The 15,988-nt window shown below is 71.7% G+C and carries 17 protein-coding genes and 1 tRNA gene; 10 read left to right on the top strand and 8 right to left on the bottom strand.

The genetic code is table 11. The annotated features are described in order from the left end of the window. Positions 1–224 precede the first annotated feature (224 nt). From BIV23_RS22040 to BIV23_RS22030, 3 genes are all read left to right on the top strand, one after another. Positions 225–2,330 (top strand): transglycosylase domain-containing protein, encoded by a 2,106-nt coding sequence (locus BIV23_RS22040; RefSeq protein WP_079173286.1) that lies wholly within the window; start codon positions 225–227, stop codon positions 2,328–2,330. Between the two features lie 51 nt (positions 2,331–2,381). Further along, entirely contained in the window at positions 2,382–3,668 is a 1,287-nt protein-coding gene (locus BIV23_RS22035) for a polysaccharide deacetylase family protein (RefSeq protein ID WP_071382630.1), read from the top strand. 189 nt (positions 3,669–3,857) lie between these two features. Further along, positions 3,858–4,973, top strand: coding sequence for an amidase domain-containing protein (locus tag BIV23_RS22030; protein WP_177239994.1), 1,116 nt, complete (start codon positions 3,858–3,860; stop codon positions 4,971–4,973). On the opposite strand, the gene BIV23_RS22025 is transcribed toward BIV23_RS22030, so the two are convergent. The 3 genes from BIV23_RS22025 to BIV23_RS22015 form a co-directional block, all read right to left on the bottom strand. Beyond that, positions 4,961–5,500, bottom strand: coding sequence for a DUF4383 domain-containing protein (locus tag BIV23_RS22025; RefSeq protein ID WP_071382629.1), 540 nt, complete (start codon positions 5,498–5,500; stop codon positions 4,961–4,963). The two genes, BIV23_RS22030 and BIV23_RS22025, sit on opposite strands and share 13 nt — an antisense overlap. An 89-nt stretch (positions 5,501–5,589) precedes the next feature. Continuing rightward, positions 5,590–6,942, bottom strand: a complete 1,353-nt coding sequence (locus BIV23_RS22020; protein WP_071382628.1) for a coiled-coil domain-containing protein — start codon at positions 6,940–6,942, stop codon at positions 5,590–5,592. 96 nt (positions 6,943–7,038) lie between these two features. Next, the gene (locus BIV23_RS22015) at positions 7,039–7,809 is read right to left on the bottom strand and encodes a DUF4097 family beta strand repeat-containing protein (protein ID WP_071382627.1); all 771 of its coding nucleotides are present in this window, start codon (positions 7,807–7,809) and stop codon (positions 7,039–7,041) included. A gap of 249 nt (positions 7,810–8,058) precedes the next feature. Here BIV23_RS22015 and BIV23_RS22010 point away from each other — a divergent pair. Then, a tRNA-Val gene (locus BIV23_RS22010) sits at positions 8,059–8,130 on the top strand. Between the two features lie 43 nt (positions 8,131–8,173). Here the strand turns inward: BIV23_RS22010 and BIV23_RS22005 are convergent. Both BIV23_RS22005 and BIV23_RS22000 read right to left on the bottom strand, forming a co-directional pair. After that, positions 8,174–8,509, bottom strand: coding sequence for a hypothetical protein (locus BIV23_RS22005; protein WP_071382626.1), 336 nt, complete (start codon positions 8,507–8,509; stop codon positions 8,174–8,176). Positions 8,510–8,653: 144 nt separating this feature from the next. After that, positions 8,654–9,628 (bottom strand): ketopantoate reductase family protein, encoded by a 975-nt coding sequence (locus BIV23_RS22000; RefSeq protein ID WP_079173285.1) that lies wholly within the window; start codon positions 9,626–9,628, stop codon positions 8,654–8,656. A 93-nt stretch (positions 9,629–9,721) separates the two neighbouring features. Between BIV23_RS22000 and BIV23_RS21995 the strand changes: the two genes are divergently transcribed. Together BIV23_RS21995 and BIV23_RS21990 are read left to right on the top strand one after the other, a co-directional pair. After that, on the top strand, positions 9,722–9,946 hold the full coding sequence (locus BIV23_RS21995) for a DUF2277 domain-containing protein (protein ID WP_071382687.1): 225 nt from the start codon (positions 9,722–9,724) through the stop codon (positions 9,944–9,946). Positions 9,947–10,048: 102 nt separating this feature from the next. Further along, the gene (locus BIV23_RS21990; RefSeq protein ID WP_071382686.1) at positions 10,049–10,504 is read left to right on the top strand and encodes a DoxX family protein; all 456 of its coding nucleotides are present in this window, start codon (positions 10,049–10,051) and stop codon (positions 10,502–10,504) included. 152 nt (positions 10,505–10,656) lie between these two features. Here the strand turns inward: BIV23_RS21990 and BIV23_RS21985 are convergent, their stop codons facing one another. Then, entirely contained in the window at positions 10,657–11,187 is a 531-nt protein-coding gene (locus BIV23_RS21985; protein WP_071382625.1) for a superoxide dismutase family protein, read from the bottom strand. Positions 11,188–11,414: 227 nt separating this feature from the next. Between BIV23_RS21985 and BIV23_RS21980 the strand changes: the two genes are divergently transcribed. After that, positions 11,415–12,029: a DedA family protein gene (locus BIV23_RS21980; RefSeq protein ID WP_071382685.1), complete on the top strand. Its 615-nt coding sequence runs from the start codon at positions 11,415–11,417 to the stop codon at positions 12,027–12,029. A 170-nt stretch (positions 12,030–12,199) separates the two neighbouring features. Here BIV23_RS21980 and BIV23_RS21975 read toward each other — a convergent pair whose 3' ends face one another. Next, positions 12,200–12,853 (bottom strand): HNH endonuclease family protein, encoded by a 654-nt coding sequence (locus BIV23_RS21975; protein ID WP_071382624.1) that lies wholly within the window; start codon positions 12,851–12,853, stop codon positions 12,200–12,202. Positions 12,854–13,247: 394 nt separating this feature from the next. Here BIV23_RS21975 and BIV23_RS21970 point away from each other — a divergent pair, with 394 nt between their 5' ends. From BIV23_RS21970 to BIV23_RS49680, 3 genes are all read left to right on the top strand, one after another. Further along, a complete protein-coding gene (locus BIV23_RS21970) occupies positions 13,248–13,829 on the top strand; it encodes a TMEM165/GDT1 family protein (protein ID WP_071382623.1) in 582 nt (193 codons plus the stop codon). Positions 13,830–14,014: 185 nt separating this feature from the next. Next, entirely contained in the window at positions 14,015–14,683 is a 669-nt protein-coding gene (locus BIV23_RS21965; protein WP_071382622.1) for an HAD-IA family hydrolase, read from the top strand. Positions 14,684–14,740: 57 nt separating this feature from the next. After that, positions 14,741–14,944, top strand: a complete 204-nt coding sequence (locus BIV23_RS49680) for a hypothetical protein (RefSeq protein WP_143079097.1) — start codon at positions 14,741–14,743, stop codon at positions 14,942–14,944. Here BIV23_RS49680 and BIV23_RS21960 read toward each other — a convergent pair. Further along, positions 14,915–15,889, bottom strand: a complete 975-nt coding sequence (locus BIV23_RS21960) for a peptidoglycan-binding domain-containing protein (protein ID WP_071382621.1) — start codon at positions 15,887–15,889, stop codon at positions 14,915–14,917. The two genes, BIV23_RS49680 and BIV23_RS21960, sit on opposite strands and share 30 nt — an antisense overlap. Positions 15,890–15,988 lie beyond the last annotated feature (99 nt).

Below are 15,988 nucleotides of genomic sequence, written 5' to 3'. Positions count from 1 at the left end.
ACACATGTGTGAGGGTTTCGAAAATACGCTGATAGCTTGTTTGCGCCGTTGCGAGAACGCTCAGCTCACCGCGCGAGCACGAGCGAGTGCGGAGGGGAGACGCCGTCGTGACTGACGCGTCGCGGGGACAGGATCGTCCCCAAGGGGGAGATGATGGTGTGGAGTTGCCCGACAGTGAGGCAACCCTGCACATAAGGGTCAATGCCGCCCCGGCGGACGAGACCATGCAGTTGCGGGTGCCCGCACCGCCGGAGTCGCCGGAGCCGACCGGGGGCGGCCGGGCCGAGCGCCGGCGCAGCGCCCGCCTCTCGGCGCGCCAGCGCGCGGAGGCGACCGCCCGGCGACTGCTCGCGCTGCTCGCGCCCCTGGCGCCGTACGCCCGCCGGCTCGCGCCCTACGCCCGCCGGCTCAAGCCCGTCTACCCGCGCCCCGGCCGGACCGGCTGGCGCCGCTGGATGCCCTCGTGGCGGCAGTGGATCGGCGGTGTCCTCACGTCGTTCGGCCTGCTCGGCGCCTTCCTCGTCACGGCGTACGCGATGACGGACATTCCGAGCAACCTGAACTCGTACGCCACCCAGCAGGACAACGTCTTCTTCTGGTCCGACGGCACCCCCATGGCCCGTACGGGCTGGGTGCAGCGGCAGGCGATGCCGCTCAAGGACATCCCCCAGGACGTCCGCTGGGCGGTGCTGGCGGCGGAGAACGAGACCTTCTACTCCGACCCCGGCATATCCGTGCGGGGCATCACCCGCGGCCTGTGGCAGACAGTGGGCGAGGGGGACACCGCGGGCGGGTCCACCATCACCCAGCAGTACGTCAAAAACGTCTATCTGAACCAGAACCGGACGATCAGCCGCAAGTTCACCGAGGCGATGATCGCCCTCAAGCTCGACAACAAGATGAGCAAGGACCAGATCCTGGAGGGCTACCTCAACACCAGCTGGTTCGGCCGCGGCAGCTACGGCATCCAGCGCGCCGCCCAGGCGTACTACGGCAAGGACGTCAGCAAGCTCAACGTCTCCGAGGCGGCCATGCTCGCCGGACTGCTCAAGGGCGCCGGTCTGTACGACCCGACGCTCAGCGCGGCCAACCACCAGCGGGCCCTGGAGCGCTGGAAGTGGATCCTGGACCGCATGGTCAAGATCCACCGGCTGACCCCGCAGCAGCGCGCCACGTACACGACGTTTCCCGAGCCGCTGAAGACCAACCCGCTCTACAACACCGGTGCGCAGAGCGACTACCTGGTCGAACTGGCCTCGCAGTACGCCAAGAAGGCCGGCCGCCTGACCGACCAGCAGTTCGACCTGGGCGGCTACCAGATCTACACGACCTTCGACCGCAAACGGGAGCAGGCGCTCACCGACGCCGTCACCAAGGCCCGCAAGCAGGCGAAGCGGAACGACCCGGGCCCGGCGAAGGACGCCCACTACGGCGCCGCCTCCGTCACCGCCGACGGGCGGATCCTCGCCGTGTACGGCGGCCCGGACCACCGTACGCAGGGCTACAACGAGTCCAACGCGGCCACCGTCCCGGCCGGTTCGGCCTTCCTGCCGTTCGTCTACGCCGCCGGGCTGGAGCACGGTGTCCACAAGACGCGCGGCGGGCCCGCCACCCCCGTCACCCCGGACAGCGTCTACGACGGCGACGACAACATCCCCGTCACGACCCCCGAGGGGCCCTACTGGGACCGCAGCGGAAAGAAGGTCACCGCGCACAACGACGGCAACACGTCGTACGGGAAGATCACCCTGCGCCAGGCGCTCGCCCGGTCGGTGAACACCCCGTTCATGCAACTCGGCATGGACACCGGTCTGGACACGGTGCGCCGGACCGCCGAGGCCGCCGGGCTGCTGTCCGACACCATCGGCCCGCAGGTGCCCGCGCTGTCGCTCGGCAACTCCACGCCGAGCGCGATCCGGATGGCGAGCGGCTACGCCACGTTCGCCGCGGCCGGCACCCACACCGAGCCGTACTCGGTGCGCCGGATCACCCGCAACGGCGCGCCGGTCTCCCTGAACACACCGCAGCCACAGCGCGCGGTCGGCACCGAGGTGGCCCAGGACGTCACCGACGCGCTCACCGACTCCTTCCGCGCCGCCCACCCGTCCACGGCCGCGCTGCAGCCGCACCTGGCCGGGAAGGCCGGCACCACCGCCAACGACACCGCAGCCTGGTACGCCGGCAGCGACGACTCCGTCTCCACGGCGGTGGTCGTCTACCGGATGGACCTGGCCAAGTCCCTGGAGCCGCTGCCACTCCAGGGGCTGGCCGGAACGTCCGCCGACAGCGTGCCGTACCGACTCTGGTCGGCAGCCATGGGCCTGGGCTGACCCCCGGGCCCGCACCCGCACCCGCCGTCCTCCTCGCAGATTGAGCCGCGCATGCCCCGCAAGAAGTCGCCGCGCCGCAAGCAGGCACCCGCACCGGCCCTCATACGCCGGCCGCAGATCCTGACACTGGCCGCCTTTCTCGTCGTCGCCTCGCTCGTGGCCGGGTACCTGGCCCTGACCCGCACGGACCGCACCGCCCCGGCGGCCGCCTCCGGGCCCCAGCCGAAGACCGGCGCCAAGCCCAGCCCGACCCCCTCCTGGGACGGCAAGACCAAGATCCTCGGAGACGGCTCCACCTCCTACACCGGCCCGCAGAAGGGCACGCTCAAGCCGGTGCCGCTCAAACCCGGCGAGAAGCCGCCGCAGTTCGTGGTCTTCTCCTGGGACGGCGCGCTGGAGGGCGACGACCATCTCTTCTCGCACTACCGGGAGATGGCCAAGGAGTACGACGCCCACATGACCTTCTTCCTCACCGGCATCTACCTGCTGCCCAAGAGCAAGAAGTCGCTGTACCAGGGCCCGATGCACAGTCCCGGTGACGCCGCGATCGACTACGCCACCGACGAGCACATCCGCACCACGCTGGAGCAGCTGCGCCTCGCCTACGGGGAGGGCAACGAGATCGGCACGCACTTCAACGGCCACTTCTGCGGCGCCAAGGGCGGCGGCGACTGGAGCGTCGAGCAGTGGAAGAGCGAGATCGACCAGTTCTACTCGTTCGTGGAGAACTGGAAGACCAACACCGGCTTCAAGGACATCCCCGCCCTGCCCTTCGACTTCAAGCAGGAGGTCGCCGGCGGCCGCGCGCCCTGCCTGGAGGGCCAGCCGAACCTGCTGAAGGCCCTGCAGAAGTACGGCTACGGCTGGCGCTACGACGCCAGCTCGCCGGGCGACTTCCAGATCTGGCCGACGAAGAAGAACGGCGTCTGGGACTTCCCGCTCGAAATGCTCCCGTACGCGGGCAAGGACTTCCAGGGCCTGTCGATGGACTTCAACTTCCTCTACAACCAGTCCAACGGCGAGGTGCACGGCGACCCGGCCAAGTACCCGCAGTGGGAGCAGCAGACCGTCCAGTCCTACATGGACGGCTTCAACCGCGTGTACTACGGCAGCCGCGCACCGCTGTTCATCGGCAACCACTTCGAGAACTGGAACGGCGGCATCTACATGAAGGCCGTCGACCAGATCGTCCCGAAGATCTGCACCAAGAAGGGCGTCAAGTGCGTGTCCTTCAAGGAGCTCGCCGACTGGCTCGACGTCCAGAAGCCGCAGACCCTCGCGGCGCTGCGCGCCCTCGACCCGGCCCAGTCGCCGGACTGGTCGACGGTCGTGCGGTGAACGTCCTCAAGTGACAAGCGAGTAACAGTAGTTCCGCTTGTGCAGCTCTCTTCACACCAGTCACACGATCCGTGTAAGGATGCGTACCGCTCGGTAGGCCTACCGGCATAGAGGGGAACATCATTGAGATCGAGAAAACTGAGCCGTAAGCGCCGCCGCGCCACCATAGTGGGCGCCGCGGCCGCCTCGCTGGTCGCCGGCGTGGCCCTGCTGCCCAACTGGACCGCGGGCGCCGCCGTCGTGGACGACCCGACGGTGAACGCGGCCACCAAGGCGACCTTCCAGAAGCTGGCCGACGCGGTCTTCACCGACCGCACCCAGGCCCTCGTGGACGGCGTCGGCAGCAAGGGCACGCGGCACACGGCGGGCTTCTCCGGCTCCGTGCGCCTGTCCGGTGGGCAGAGCCACCAGGAGTCGTCCGCCGTGCGGACGCTGACCGCCCGCAGGAGTCTGCTGGCCAAGCTCGGCGAGAAGTACCGCGCCGGCAGCACGCAGGTCACGCTCGACGCGACCGAGGTGCACGGCCGCAGCGCCAAGGTCGCCGTCACCGAGACCACGACCCTGACCTACGAGAAGCCGTCGGCCAACGGACCGAAGACCACCGGCTTCCAGGCGCACCACGAGCTGACCTTCAAGGCCGACCGCCACGGCGACTGGCAGCTGAGCGGCATCAAGGACACCGACGACGGCTACCTCGCCGTGAACCAGGTCGTCACGCCGTCGGTCGCCAAGGCGAAGACCACGCCCGCCGACGACGGTCCGCCGGACGCGCCCCGCGCCGCCACCACCTGGCCCGCACCGGCCAACCCGAAGAAGCTCACCGGCGGCACCTACGACTACCAGGCCATGGTGGCGTACGCGCAGAAGTACTGGAGCCACTACAACCCGGACTACCCGGACTTCAACGGCGAGGCCGACGGCGGTGACTGCACCAACTTCGTCAGCCAGTCCCTGAAGGCGGGCGGCTGGAAGCACGTCCCCGGCGACGGCACGGACTTCCACAAGTGGTTCGGCAACTCCGAGATCCAGTCCGACTCGTTCGTCGGCGTCAACGAGTTCTCCTGGTTCGCCCTGTCCTCCAAGCGCGTCACGCCGCTCGCCGACGTCTACCAGGCGGACCTCGGCGACGTGATCCAGATGGACTTCAACCGGGACGGGTCCAAGGACCACTCGATGATCGTCACCTACCGCGACCGCTACGGCGTGCCGTACGTGACGTACCACTCGACGAACACCTACAACCGGTCGGTGGCGAGCCTCGCCGCGTCGTACCCGGGCGCGTACTTCTACGCCTACCGCACCTGATCGTCCGCCCGCTGCTCGGGCCCGTCCGTCGAGGGATGGCGGGCCCGCCAGTACGGGTTGTCGTGCGGCAGGGTCGAGCCGACCCTGCCGTACATGCCGAAGGTCATCAGCAGCAGGCCCACGACGAAGCTGAAGAACACGTTCTGGATCTTGAACGCCAGGAAGTTCTGCGGTGTGTCCAGCAGGCCGAGGAACAGGAAGCCGGCCAGCAGGAACAGCACCCCGAACACCATGTTCAGCGTGGACGCCACGTTCCCGCCGATCACCATGCCGGCCAGCAGGATCGCCCCGACGGCGATCGACAGCACGCTCAGCGTGTCGTTGGTGTTCAGCCCGACGACCTCGGCACCGCCGGTGCTGAAGAAGCCGATGTTGTGGAACAGACCCAGGATGCCGAAGGCGACGAGGAACGCGCCGATTAGGCCCGCGCCGATCCGGTAGACCGTGTTCAGCCGGTGGTCGACGGGCAGATGCTGATCGAACCGGATCCGCTGCCGCTGTTGCGGGTGCGCTGCGTGTGTGGCCATGTCCGCCTCCCTCGGGCGTATAGCGGAGGCCATCCGTCCACCCAATATCCGCCCACCTCACCGGGTGGGGCAACAGCAGTGCCCGCCGCTCAGTGCCCGCCGCGCTCCTCACGAATCCGCGCGACCACCCCGGCCGCGGCCTGCCGCACGGCGTCCGTCTCGGTCAGGAAGTGCCAGTAGTCCGGGTGCCGCCCCTCCAGCGACGCCGCGGCCCTCTCCAGCCGTCCCACCGCCTCGTCCAGCGGCCGCGCATGACGCGGATCCGGCGTCGACCGCCCGCTCATCGCCAGCCGCTGCGCGTCCCGGATCGCGAACCGGGTGCGCTCGATCTCGGCCTGCGGATCCTTCTGCACGGCGTTCAGCCTGGTCAGCCGGTCACCGGCGGCCGACACGGCCTCGTCGGTGGTGTTCAGCAGCGCCCGGACCGTCGACAGCAGCGACGTGGCGTCCGGCCAGCGCTGGGCCTCCCGGGCCGACTGCGCCTCGCGCAGCTTCAGCTCGGCCTGCCGTACGTTCTCCGCGGCCTGCTCGGGCACGTGCTGGAGATCCTGCCAGCAGGCCGCGGCGAACCGTCGCCGCAGCTCGCTGAGGACCGGGTCCACCTGCCCGGCCCGCGTGGTCAGCGCCTGCGCGCGCGTGCGCAGCGAGACCAGCCGGTGGTCGATCTCGGCCGCCAGCTCCGGCAGCCGCTCGGCCTCGGCCCGGATCGCCCCGGCCTCCCGCTGCACCCGCTCGGCGCGCTCCAGCGTCTGCTGCACGCCGTGCTGCCCGGCCCCCTGGTTCAGCTTCGTCAGCTCCGGGGACAGCGCGGCGAGCCGGCCCGCGAGGTCGTCGGCCCGCAGGGCCCGCGCCCGCACGGCGTCCAGCGCGTTGCTCGCGCCCAGCAGCGCCTGCCGGGCCCGCTCCACGGCGGGAGCCACCCGGGCCAGCTGGGTCTCGGCCTTGCCCAGCAGCGGCGCGAGCGAGCTGCCGAACCGGTCCAGCTCCTGCTTGACGCGCAGCAGCTCGTCCTTGGCGGCGGTCAGCTCCGAGCGCGCGCGGGACGCGGCGGAGGCCTCCAGGTCGTCCCGGTCGAGATCGTGGGCGTCGACCGCCTGGATGTAGCGTTGGCTGACCTCGTCGATCCGGCCGCCGAGCGCCGCGAAGTCGCTCGCGGCGCGCCGGGCGGCCGGGGTGTCGTCCACCGCCGTGATGGTCTCGACGGAGATCCGCAGGTCCCGCTGGGCGGTGTCGAGTTCGTAGAACGCGGCCGCCGCCGCGTCCTTCGCCGCCTGTGCCTCGGCCCGCTGGCCCTCCGCCCGGCCGCCGAACCAGCGCCGGGTGCCGCCGCCGGCGAACGCGGCGGGCAGCGCGAGCGCGGCCAGCACCGGCAGGCCGATGAGAGTGAGGGTGTCGCGCAGAGCCGTGGATCTGAGAGCCGTGGGCCCTCTCCTCGCCGTCACATCCCTCTCCCGTGCTGTGGTCCGCCCTGGGTGGAGTCATTCTCCCACCCGTGGAAGACGAACACACGGGCCGGTCAGTTGCCGTACGGCGGGCCGTCAGTTCGCCGTACGGACCGTTATCCCGCCGTTGGAGGTGCCGGCCGTCACCGTGTGCGCGCTGCTGTCGGAGCGCGGCACGGACACCGTGACCCTGCCGTTGCTGGAGCTGGTCCGGACGCGGTAGTCGGCGTGGGGCACGGTGATCGTCACGGCGCCGTTGCTGCTGCGGGCGTCCACGCTGTCGGGTATGGCGCTCAGGTCGAGGTGCACCGCGCCGTTGCTCGTCTGGGCCCGGACCTGCCGGGAGGAGGCCTCGGCGCTGACCGTGCCGTTGCTCGAGTGCAGTTCGAGCGGTCCGCTGGAGTCGGTGACACGCACCCCGCCGTTGCTGCTGTGGATGCCGACCGGGTTCGCGAAGCCCTGCGCGTGCACGTCTCCGTTGCCGTCGGTCACCGTCAGGGCGATCCCGCGCGGCACCTCGATGCGGTACTTGGCCGAGCAGTCCGCGATGAATCCGGAGCAGTGCAGGCGCAGCTCGAGCCGGTCGTCCTGGAACGACCAGCTCACCCTGGGGCTGCCGCCGACGATGACCTTCCCCTGGAACCAGCGGGTGACCTGGACCGTGCCCGCCTTGGCGCCCTGTGCGGCGACGATGTCCAGTGCCGCGTCGTCGGAGTCGACGGTGAGGGTGCGGCCGTGCAGCGCGAAGGACGTGTGGTCGGGGTGTCTGTCGTTCCCGGCGGAGGCGCCGCACGCGCTCAGTCCTGCGACGAGCACCCCGGTGACCACGGCCATGACGGCGGTGCGGACGGCAACGGAACGGGCCATGCGACATCTCCCCCTGAACCGGTCCGCCGGGTACGGCGGCCGGACTTGTCGGTCTCTGCCACGACCGTAAGTGATCACGCTGGGACCGGGAATCAGGGAACCTCCCGGACCCGGGCTGGGGATAACCCCCGGAAAACCCTGACCGCATCACCGGGCGACACCCTGATCGCCCGCCGCAACGGGTTTGCGGTACACGGGTCCCGGCAAGGTAGGCTGTCGACTCGACCTGGGCACTCGTCCGGGTGTTCGGGGTGCGTAGCTCAGGGGTAGAGCGCCTGCCTTACAAGCAGGATGTCGGCGGTTCGAAACCGTCCGCGCCCACCGACGAGGAGCCCCCGGCCGCACGGCCGGGGGCTCCTCCTGTCTACTCCTCTGTCCGCTCGGGGGCGTGCTTCAGCCGGGTGCGTGTCTCCACCCGGTCCGGCGCCGCGACCTCGGCCCAGAAGCGGTGCGTGCTGACGAACACGGCCAGCTCGTGCTCGCGCCGGCGCAGCTTCTCCACCTCGGCCTGCTCGTCCTCGGTCCAGCCGGGGGACGCGGGCCGCTCCACCTTGCGCCAGCCGGTGTCGTCACTGAATCCGTCCATCGGCGCCACCGACCAGGGCAACCGCTTGAGCAGGGCCGACAGCTCGGCCCTGACCTGATGCAGCTCCTCCTGACCGGCCAGGAGGTCACTGGGGAATTCGTAGGGCGTAGCCACGCGGCAATGCTACGCCTGTTCGATTTTGAGGTGCGAGCTCGTTCGTGGGGTCCGTGGGAGGTTCAGCCGAACGGGTGGCCGGGGGGATGCGGGGCGACGGGCCGGCCCGCCGTCCCGGGTCGGTGGACGTCGCCCGGCAGCGGGTCAGTGGCCGGCGGTCCGCAACTCCTCCACCAGGCGGGACGTCACCGGTACAGGCACGCCGTGCCGGCCGGCCGCGCGCAGCAGCGCCCCGCCGATGGCGTCCAGTTCCAGCGGTCGGCCCGCCTCGGCGTCACGCTGCATGGACGACTTGGCCGCGGGCGGGAAGGCGTCGTAGCGGGCGAGGGCGCTCGCCGGGTCGGCGGGGGCGCCGCAGGCGCGGCTGACCGCGGCCGTCTCGGCGACGAGGGACTCCAACTCCTCGCGGTGCCGGGTGCGGACCTCGCCGAGCGGGAGGCCGTATCGCGTGGTGAGGAGGGCGAACGGGGCCAGGAACGCCATCTTGGCCCACAGTGCCGCCGTTTCGTCCTCGACCACGCGGGCGGCCGTACCGGCGTCGGCGAGCACGGTGGCGAGGGCGTCCAGCCGGGCGCGCGGCACACCGTCCCCGGCCAGGTCGATCTCCGTGAACGGGCTGCCGTGCTCGATCACGCCGGGGGAGACGCGGGTGGACTCCACGCGGATCACCGCCGGCGCGACCCGGTCGGGGCGGTACCGGCCGCGCAGCGCGGCGGGGTGCTCGACGCCGTTCAGCAGCGGGACGACCAGGGCGTCGCCCAGCGCGGCCGGCGGGATGCGGGTCAGGGCGGCGTCGAGCGCGGTGTGCTTGACGGCGATCAGGCAGGCGTCCACCGGTTCGCGCAGTTCGGTGTCCGCCTCGACGGACGCGGTGAACGCGCCGAACTGCGCGCTGCGGACGGCGATTCCGGTGCGGCGCAGGGTGTCGGCCGTGCCGTCCTGCGCGAGGCAGACGACGCGGTGGCCGGCGCGGGAGAGCAGGGCGGCGAGCAGCCCGCCCGTGCCGCCGGGGCCGAGGACGGCCACGGTGCTCCGCGGGCCGCCCCCGCCGCTCCCGCTCGTCCCGGCGGGCCCGCTGTGCTCGACGGATCCACTCCGCTCGGTGTGCTCGGTGGCCATGACGCTGTTCCTTTCGATGGTCGGCCCCGGGGATCGGTGGCCGCCTCCGTCGTGATCATCGCAGGGGCGGGCGGCGAGCGGGAGACTTGGGGCATGTGCCGAAGCATCAAGACGCTGCGCCCGCCCGTCCTGCCCGGCGAGGCCACGGACGACGACATCCACGCCGCCGCGCTGCAGTACGTACGCAAGGTCTCCGGCTTCCGCGCCCCCGCCGCCCACAACCGTGAGGTCTTCGAACGGGCGGTGGCCGCGGTGGCGGAGGCGACGGCGGAACTGCTCGACGGGCTGGAGGTGAGAGGGCGGACCCCTAATGTTTGAACTTGCAAGTACCAATAAGGTTCGCCTAACCTGGATCTCCCGTTCGGTACACCCCCATGACCGGCCATGCCCCCGGCCGGCACCGAAGAGGAGAACCCCCACATGTCCGCACGCCTCAACTCCGCCCAGCCGTACGTCATCGGGCTCTTCCGCGTCGTCGTCGGCCTGCTCTTCGCCGTGCACGGCGCCGCCTCCCTCTTCGGCGTGCTCGGCGGCGCCGTGGGCACCCATGGCGGCACGATCCCGTCCGGCACCTGGCCCGGCTGGTACGCGGCCGTGATCCAACTGGCCGCCGGCGCCCTGGTGTTCCTCGGCCTCGGCACCCGTGGTGCCGCGCTGATCGCCTCGGGCTCGATGGCGTACGCCTACTTCGACGTCCACCAGCAGGCCGCGCTGTGGCCCATCCAGAACGGCGGCGAGCTGTCCGTCCTGTTCTGCTGGGCGTTCTTCCTGCTGGTCTTCACCGGCTCGGGCGCCTTCGGCCTCGACCGGCTCTTCGGCAAGGGCGCGGCCGCGGACGGCGAGCCGGTCGCCGAGCGGGCCCCGATGGCCGCCTGACGCGCGCCTGAGTGCCCCGCGCGCCCGGCGCACGGGACGGCGCCCTTCCCGCCACGAGGGGGGAGGGCGCCGCCCTGTACCGTCAGGCTGTCGCTGTCGCTGCCGCTGCCGCTGTCACGTCACCGTCGCCGACGACGTCCACCGGCCGTCGCTCACGACGTGCCGCCGAACGGCACGGTGAAGCAGGCGGCCCGGGCTCCCTTCGTACCGGGCTCGCTGTGGATCACCACCGAGCCGGCCTGCCCCTTGCGGAAGGCCCAGCCGTGCCGCGCGGTCGCATGGCCGATGCCGTTCGCGTCGGCCTTGAAGTCCAGCCAGGCCTCGTTCTTGTTGTTGACGTGGGCGGCGTCCGTGCCGGCCTTGTCCTGGTAGTGCTTGCCGGCGGCGTCGGGCTTGGCCCCGCAGGCCTTCTGGTGGATGTGGGCCCCGTACTGGTGGCCGGCCTTGAGGCCCGCCACCCGCAGCTCGACCGTCGTGGCGCCGCCCGGCCCGGTCTGTTGCCGGACGTTGATCAAGGCGCCTGCCGGGACGAGTTTCTGATCGTACGTCACGGCCTTCGACGCGACGGTCGCGGTCGGCGGGCTGAACACGCCGGAGGCGTCCAGCGTGAAGCCGGGCGTGCTTGCGGTTCCGGTCGCGAACAGGGCTGCGGCGAGGGCGCCCGTGTATACGGCTGCCACCATGAGTGCACCTTTTCCTGCGCTAATGCGCCGTTTCGTTACTACGTATGCCTTCTGTCCGAGGACAGGCCTCTCTACGTTGCTACGGGACCCGGGACCGCTCCGCCGCACGGGGGGCGCCAGAAGAGTGAACCGACGTCCGGAATCGCCCCATCGGCCCCCCTGGCCCCGGCTGTCACACCCCCGGCGTACGCTGTACGGCTGTCAACGGGGGAGCAACGGGAGTCGTGGTGTTCGAGAGTGTGGGGTCACTGGCCGACGGGCCGTGGATCTACGCGGTGGTGGCCCTGTCCGTACTGCTCGACGTGTTCGTGCCGGTGCTGCCGAGCGGTGTGCTCGTCATCGCGGCGGGCACGGCCGCGGCGGCGGGCTCCGGCGCGGCCACCGGCCAGGTCCCGCACGGCGTGCCGGACCTGCTCGTCCTGGTCATCTGTGCGGCGACCGCCTCGGTCCTCGGCGATCTCGTGGCCTACCGTCTGGCCTGGCGGGGCGGGGAGCGGCTGGACCGGGCCATAGCCCGCTCCCGCCGGCTGACCAGCGCGCAGGAACGGCTCGGCGACGCGCTGGCCCGGGGCGGCGGCGCCCTCGTCGTGCTGGCCCGCTTCGCCCCCGCCGGGCGTTCGGTCGTCTCCTTCTGCGCCGGCGCCGCCCATCGCCGCGCCCGCGACTTCGTCCCGTGGTCGGCGCTGGCGGGTCTGTCCTGGGCGGTGTACAGCGTCGCCCTCGGCTACTACGGCGCCCAGTGGCTCGGCGCGACCTGGCTCGCCACGGGTGTCTCGGTGGCGGCCCTGTTCGGCGCGGGCGCGGTCGCGGGCTACGTGATGCGCCGCCGCCCGGCCGCCTGACCCGGCCCCTGTCGCCGAACTCCCTCCGGCCTCCGGCCGCGAGGTGTGCCCACGCGCAGCACCGGGTCCCGGCCCGCGTACGTCCGGTACGAGGGCCGAGGTCCGGCATGCCGGCAGCGTGCGTCTGCGGCGCGCATCGGCCGCTCACCGTCCGCCGGCGGTCGCGGACGTCAGCAGTTCGCCAGGTCCTTGGTCAGGGCGTTCTTCTCGGCGGTGTCGACCGAGAGGTCGTAGTAGTACTTCACCTGCACCCAGGCGCGGACGTAGGTGCAGAGGTAGGCGGACCGGGACGGGACCCAGGTCGACGGGTCCTGGTCGCCCTTGGACCGGTTCACGTTGTCGGTGACGGCGAGGAGCTGCGGGCGGGTGACGTCGTTGGCGAAGGCCTGCCGCTGGGCGGTGGTCCACTTGCTCGCGCCGGAGTCCCAGGCCTCGGCCAGCGGGACGAGATGGTCGATGTCGAGGTCGGAGGCGGCGGTCCAGGTCGCGCCGTCGTACGGGGAGTACCAGCTGCCGCTGGTCGCGGTGCAGGCGGAGTCGGTGACGACGTTCGTACCGTCCCGCTTGAGGATCCACTCACGGGTGTTGCAGGTGCCGGAGACGGTGATCCAGGTCGGGAACAGGTCGCGGTCGTAGCCGGTGCGGTCCTCGGTGGCGACGGTGAGCTGGGAGAGGTAGCCGCGGGCGGTGGCGCCGCTGACCGGGGCGGGGAGGGCGGCGGAGGCGGCGGGCGAGTCGAACAGGGCGGCGGAGGCTGTGAGGCCGGTAAGAGCCACGAGTATGCTCAGTCGTCGACGCGCGTAGATCTTCGCGGCGCGGGCCATGTGAACTCCCTTGCGAGGTAGGGGTGTTGGGGCGCGGGCGGGGAAATGCTCGCGAGGTGGCGTTGCCGCGAGGTGAGCGTTCGGTAAGAAATTGGTGACGCGTTCATGACACAGCAGGGCTTCGGCTGGTTCACGGCCGAACTGTCACATCCCGTACGATGGGTCGCGCAGAAGGGGAGTAGCTCTTCGCCGGAACGTCGACATACTGCTCAGCGAGCCTGAGCCGGCGCCCGGAGGCGGACCGCCGAGTCGTGTCGGGGTCCGCCAGCGAGACCTTCGGCAAGCAGTGCACGCCCGTGTCCCGTGACACGGGCGCCGAGTGTGCTGCCGTGCCGAGGTGTCATCGCGTGACATACCACACTCTCGGCGGGGCGGCCCGACCGATTGAGGGACCTTGATCAGCATCACCGTGACGGCGCTCGTCTTCGGCGTCATCTTCCTCGCCGAACTGCCGGACAAGACCGCGCTCGCCGGTCTGGTCCTCGGCACCCGCTACCGGGCGAGCCACGTCTTCGCGGGCGTGGCCGCCGCCTTCCTGCTGCACGTCGTGCTGGCCGTCGCGGCCGGCAGTGTGCTGACCCTGCTGCCGCAGCAGATCGTGCACGCGATCACCGGTGTCCTCTTCCTCGGCGGCGCGGCCATGCTGCTGCTCCAGAAGCACGAGGACGAAGAGGAGATCAGGAAGCCGGCCGACCAGTCCTTCTGGAAGGTCGCGGGCACGGGCTTCATGCTCATCCTCGTCGCCGAGTTCGGCGACCTGACCCAGATCATGACCGCCAACCTCGCCGCCCGTTACAACGACCCGATCTCCGTCGGCCTCGGTGCGACGCTCGGCCTGTGGGCCGTCGCCGGACTCGGCATCGTCGGCGGAAAGGCCCTGATGAAGAAGGTGCCGCTGCGGCTGATCACGCAGATCGCGGCGCTGCTGATGCTCGGGCTGGGTGTGTGGAGCCTGTACGAGGCGATCGCCGGCTGAGCTGAACGGCGGGTGAACCCTGGACGGAGCCGCTGGCGGGATCGGGAGCTATTTTGTACCGTGGAGGAACAAAGTGGCTCCCGTCCGTTTTCCCTGACCGGCGGACGGGGCTCCTTTGTCCCTTCGGGGCTTGTCCCTCCCGGTCCCTTCCCCCACGGGGATCCTCTTCGTTCCTGGAGCTGCCGATGACGGCCACCGCCACGCCCACCGTCCTCACCGCCCGCGCCCTCCTGCTCGACATGGACGGCACCCTCGTCAACTCGGACGCCGTGGTCGAGCGCATCTGGCGGCGCTGGGCCGAGCGGCACGGGCTGGCCGGTGACGAGGTGATGAAGGTCGTCCACGGCCGCCAGGGGCACGCCTCCATGGCCGTCCTGCTGCCCGACCGGCCCGTCGAGCAGAACCTCGCCGACAACGCGCGCATGCTCGCCGAGGAGACCGCCGACACGGACGGCGTGGTCGAGATCCCCGGCGCGAGCGCCTTCCTGGCCGCCCTGCGCGGTCTGCCGCACGCCCTGGTGACCTCCGCGGACGTCGCGCTGTCCACCGCGCGCATGGACGCCGCCGGGCTGCCGCTGCCGCAGGTCCGGATCACCGCCGAGTCGGTGGGCGCGAGCAAGCCCGACCCCGAGGGTTTCCTGAAGGGCGCCGCCGAACTGGGCGTGGCCGCGGCCGACTGCGTGGTCTTCGAGGACTCCGGGGCCGGGATCGCGGCGGGGCGGGCCGCGGGGATGACCGTGGTGGGCATCGGCCCCCGGGCCGGTCTGCACGAGCCCGACGTGGCCGTGCCCGACCTCACGCACGTACGCGTCGCGGCGGGCGCCGACGGGACCGTCCGACTGCACATCGGCTGACGCGGGCGGGCCGGAGCCGACGGGCCCCAGAGGGTGCCGCTTGGAACATCCCGGCTCGTGGGGTCTGGCCCGCCCTTCCCCGGCGGCGCCCCGGCCGCGCTGTCGCCGGTCGTCGACTCCCTCCTGCGCCTCGCGGCCGCAGGCGCCGGGCCCCGCTCGGGGTCGGCCCGCAGGCGCCGTCCCCCCACCGCCACGGCCGGCCTGGTCCCGACGACGCCCCCCGGCCCGCCCTCACGGCTGCGACGACTGCTGCGGCTGTGACGTCTCCGACTCCAGGCGCTGCCGGGTCGCCGGGCCGTACTCCCCGTAGGGGTCGCCGGTGATGCCCCGGGCCAGCTGGTAGGTGTGCACCGCGTCCTCCACGGGACGGGTGAAGACGCCGTCGACCCCGTCGTCGTACAGGTTCAACCGGCCCAGCCGCTCCTGGAGTTCGGCGACCTGCGGGCCCCTGTCGCCAAGGCGTAGCACCGGTGCGGCGGCGGGCGTGGTCTGCGCGCTCACGGAGGCCGTCACGGAGGGGGAGGGCGAGCGGGACGCCGTGGGGGACGGGGTCCTGGAGGTCGGCGACGCGGACGGCGTGGCCGATCGGGCCGGGGCCGGCGGGGCCGAGGACGGACGCACCAGCGAGCGGGACACGGGCGGGGAATCCGCCGGCGGCGGGGACGACGAGGCCGGCGTGCTCACGTCCGGGACGCTCTCCCTGACCTCCTGGGCGCCGGCACGGTCCCGGGACGACGGGGTGTCGTACGAGAACAGCCCGCTCGCGAAGCCGGCCGCCGCCACGACCGCCACGCCCGCGCCGGCGGCCGACAGCAGGACGGTGCGCCGGGCCCGCCGCCGTGGCGCCCCGCCCGGCGCGAGCCGCCCCGCGGCCGAGCCGTCCGCCCCGCCCTCCTCGAACATCCGCAGGTCCGTCGTGCTCGGCCCCGGTAACGGGCGCAGCGGCAGCGTGGCCTCGACCGGAGGCACCGCGCCGGTCTGCGCGGGCTCGTCCACCTCGACGTACGGGCGGATGCGCAACGGGTCGAAGTCCTCCGCCGCTGCCGCCTCGGCCGTCCGCGTCTCCCGCAGGGCCTCGGCCGCCCGCTCGGTGCAGTCGCACGACGGGCTCAGGTCCAGGCCCCTCGGCGCCCCGCACCGCGGGCACGTACGGCCCTCGGGACTCCCGGGACCCTCCGGACCCCCGGGACTCGCGGAATCACTCATGTGTTCGTCCTCCCCTTGCGAGCTTCCGAGACTATGCGGAGCTTGTCCGCATCCGCCGTCTGAAACGCGGGACTCGACAGGCCATAACCGGTCACACCG

Origin of the sequence: Streptomyces monashensis (assembly GCF_001866665.1) — a bacterium.
In the GTDB taxonomy this organism is placed as follows: domain Bacteria; phylum Actinomycetota; class Actinomycetes; order Streptomycetales; family Streptomycetaceae; genus Streptomyces; species Streptomyces monashensis.
The sequence above is the reverse complement of the archived record's forward strand: the minus strand, read 5'-3'. Positions and strand labels throughout refer to the sequence as shown.

Bases quoted from the DNA above. Each gene is read 5' to 3' on its own strand.
- BIV23_RS21975 (WP_071382624.1), bottom strand. From the start codon at position 12,853: ATGGCCCGCGCCGCGAAGATCTACGCGCGTCGACGACTGAGCATACTC.
- BIV23_RS21965 (WP_071382622.1), top strand. From the start codon at position 14,015: ATGACGGCCACCGCCACGCCCACCGTCCTCACCGCCCGCGCCCTCCTG.
- BIV23_RS21960 (WP_071382621.1), bottom strand. From the start codon at position 15,889: ATGAGTGATTCCGCGAGTCCCGGGGGTCCGGAGGGTCCCGGGAGTCCC.
- BIV23_RS22035 (WP_071382630.1), top strand. From the start codon at position 2,382: ATGCCCCGCAAGAAGTCGCCGCGCCGCAAGCAGGCACCCGCACCGGCC.
- BIV23_RS22040 (WP_079173286.1), top strand. From the start codon at position 225: ATGCAGTTGCGGGTGCCCGCACCGCCGGAGTCGCCGGAGCCGACCGGG.
- BIV23_RS21995 (WP_071382687.1), top strand. From the start codon at position 9,722: ATGTGCCGAAGCATCAAGACGCTGCGCCCGCCCGTCCTGCCCGGCGAG.
- BIV23_RS21985 (WP_071382625.1), bottom strand. From the start codon at position 11,187: ATGGTGGCAGCCGTATACACGGGCGCCCTCGCCGCAGCCCTGTTCGCG.
- BIV23_RS22000 (WP_079173285.1), bottom strand. From the start codon at position 9,628: ATGGCCACCGAGCACACCGAGCGGAGTGGATCCGTCGAGCACAGCGGG.
- BIV23_RS21990 (WP_071382686.1), top strand. From the start codon at position 10,049: ATGTCCGCACGCCTCAACTCCGCCCAGCCGTACGTCATCGGGCTCTTC.
- BIV23_RS22015 (WP_071382627.1), bottom strand. From the start codon at position 7,809: ATGGCCCGTTCCGTTGCCGTCCGCACCGCCGTCATGGCCGTGGTCACC.
- BIV23_RS22025 (WP_071382629.1), bottom strand. From the start codon at position 5,500: ATGGCCACACACGCAGCGCACCCGCAACAGCGGCAGCGGATCCGGTTC.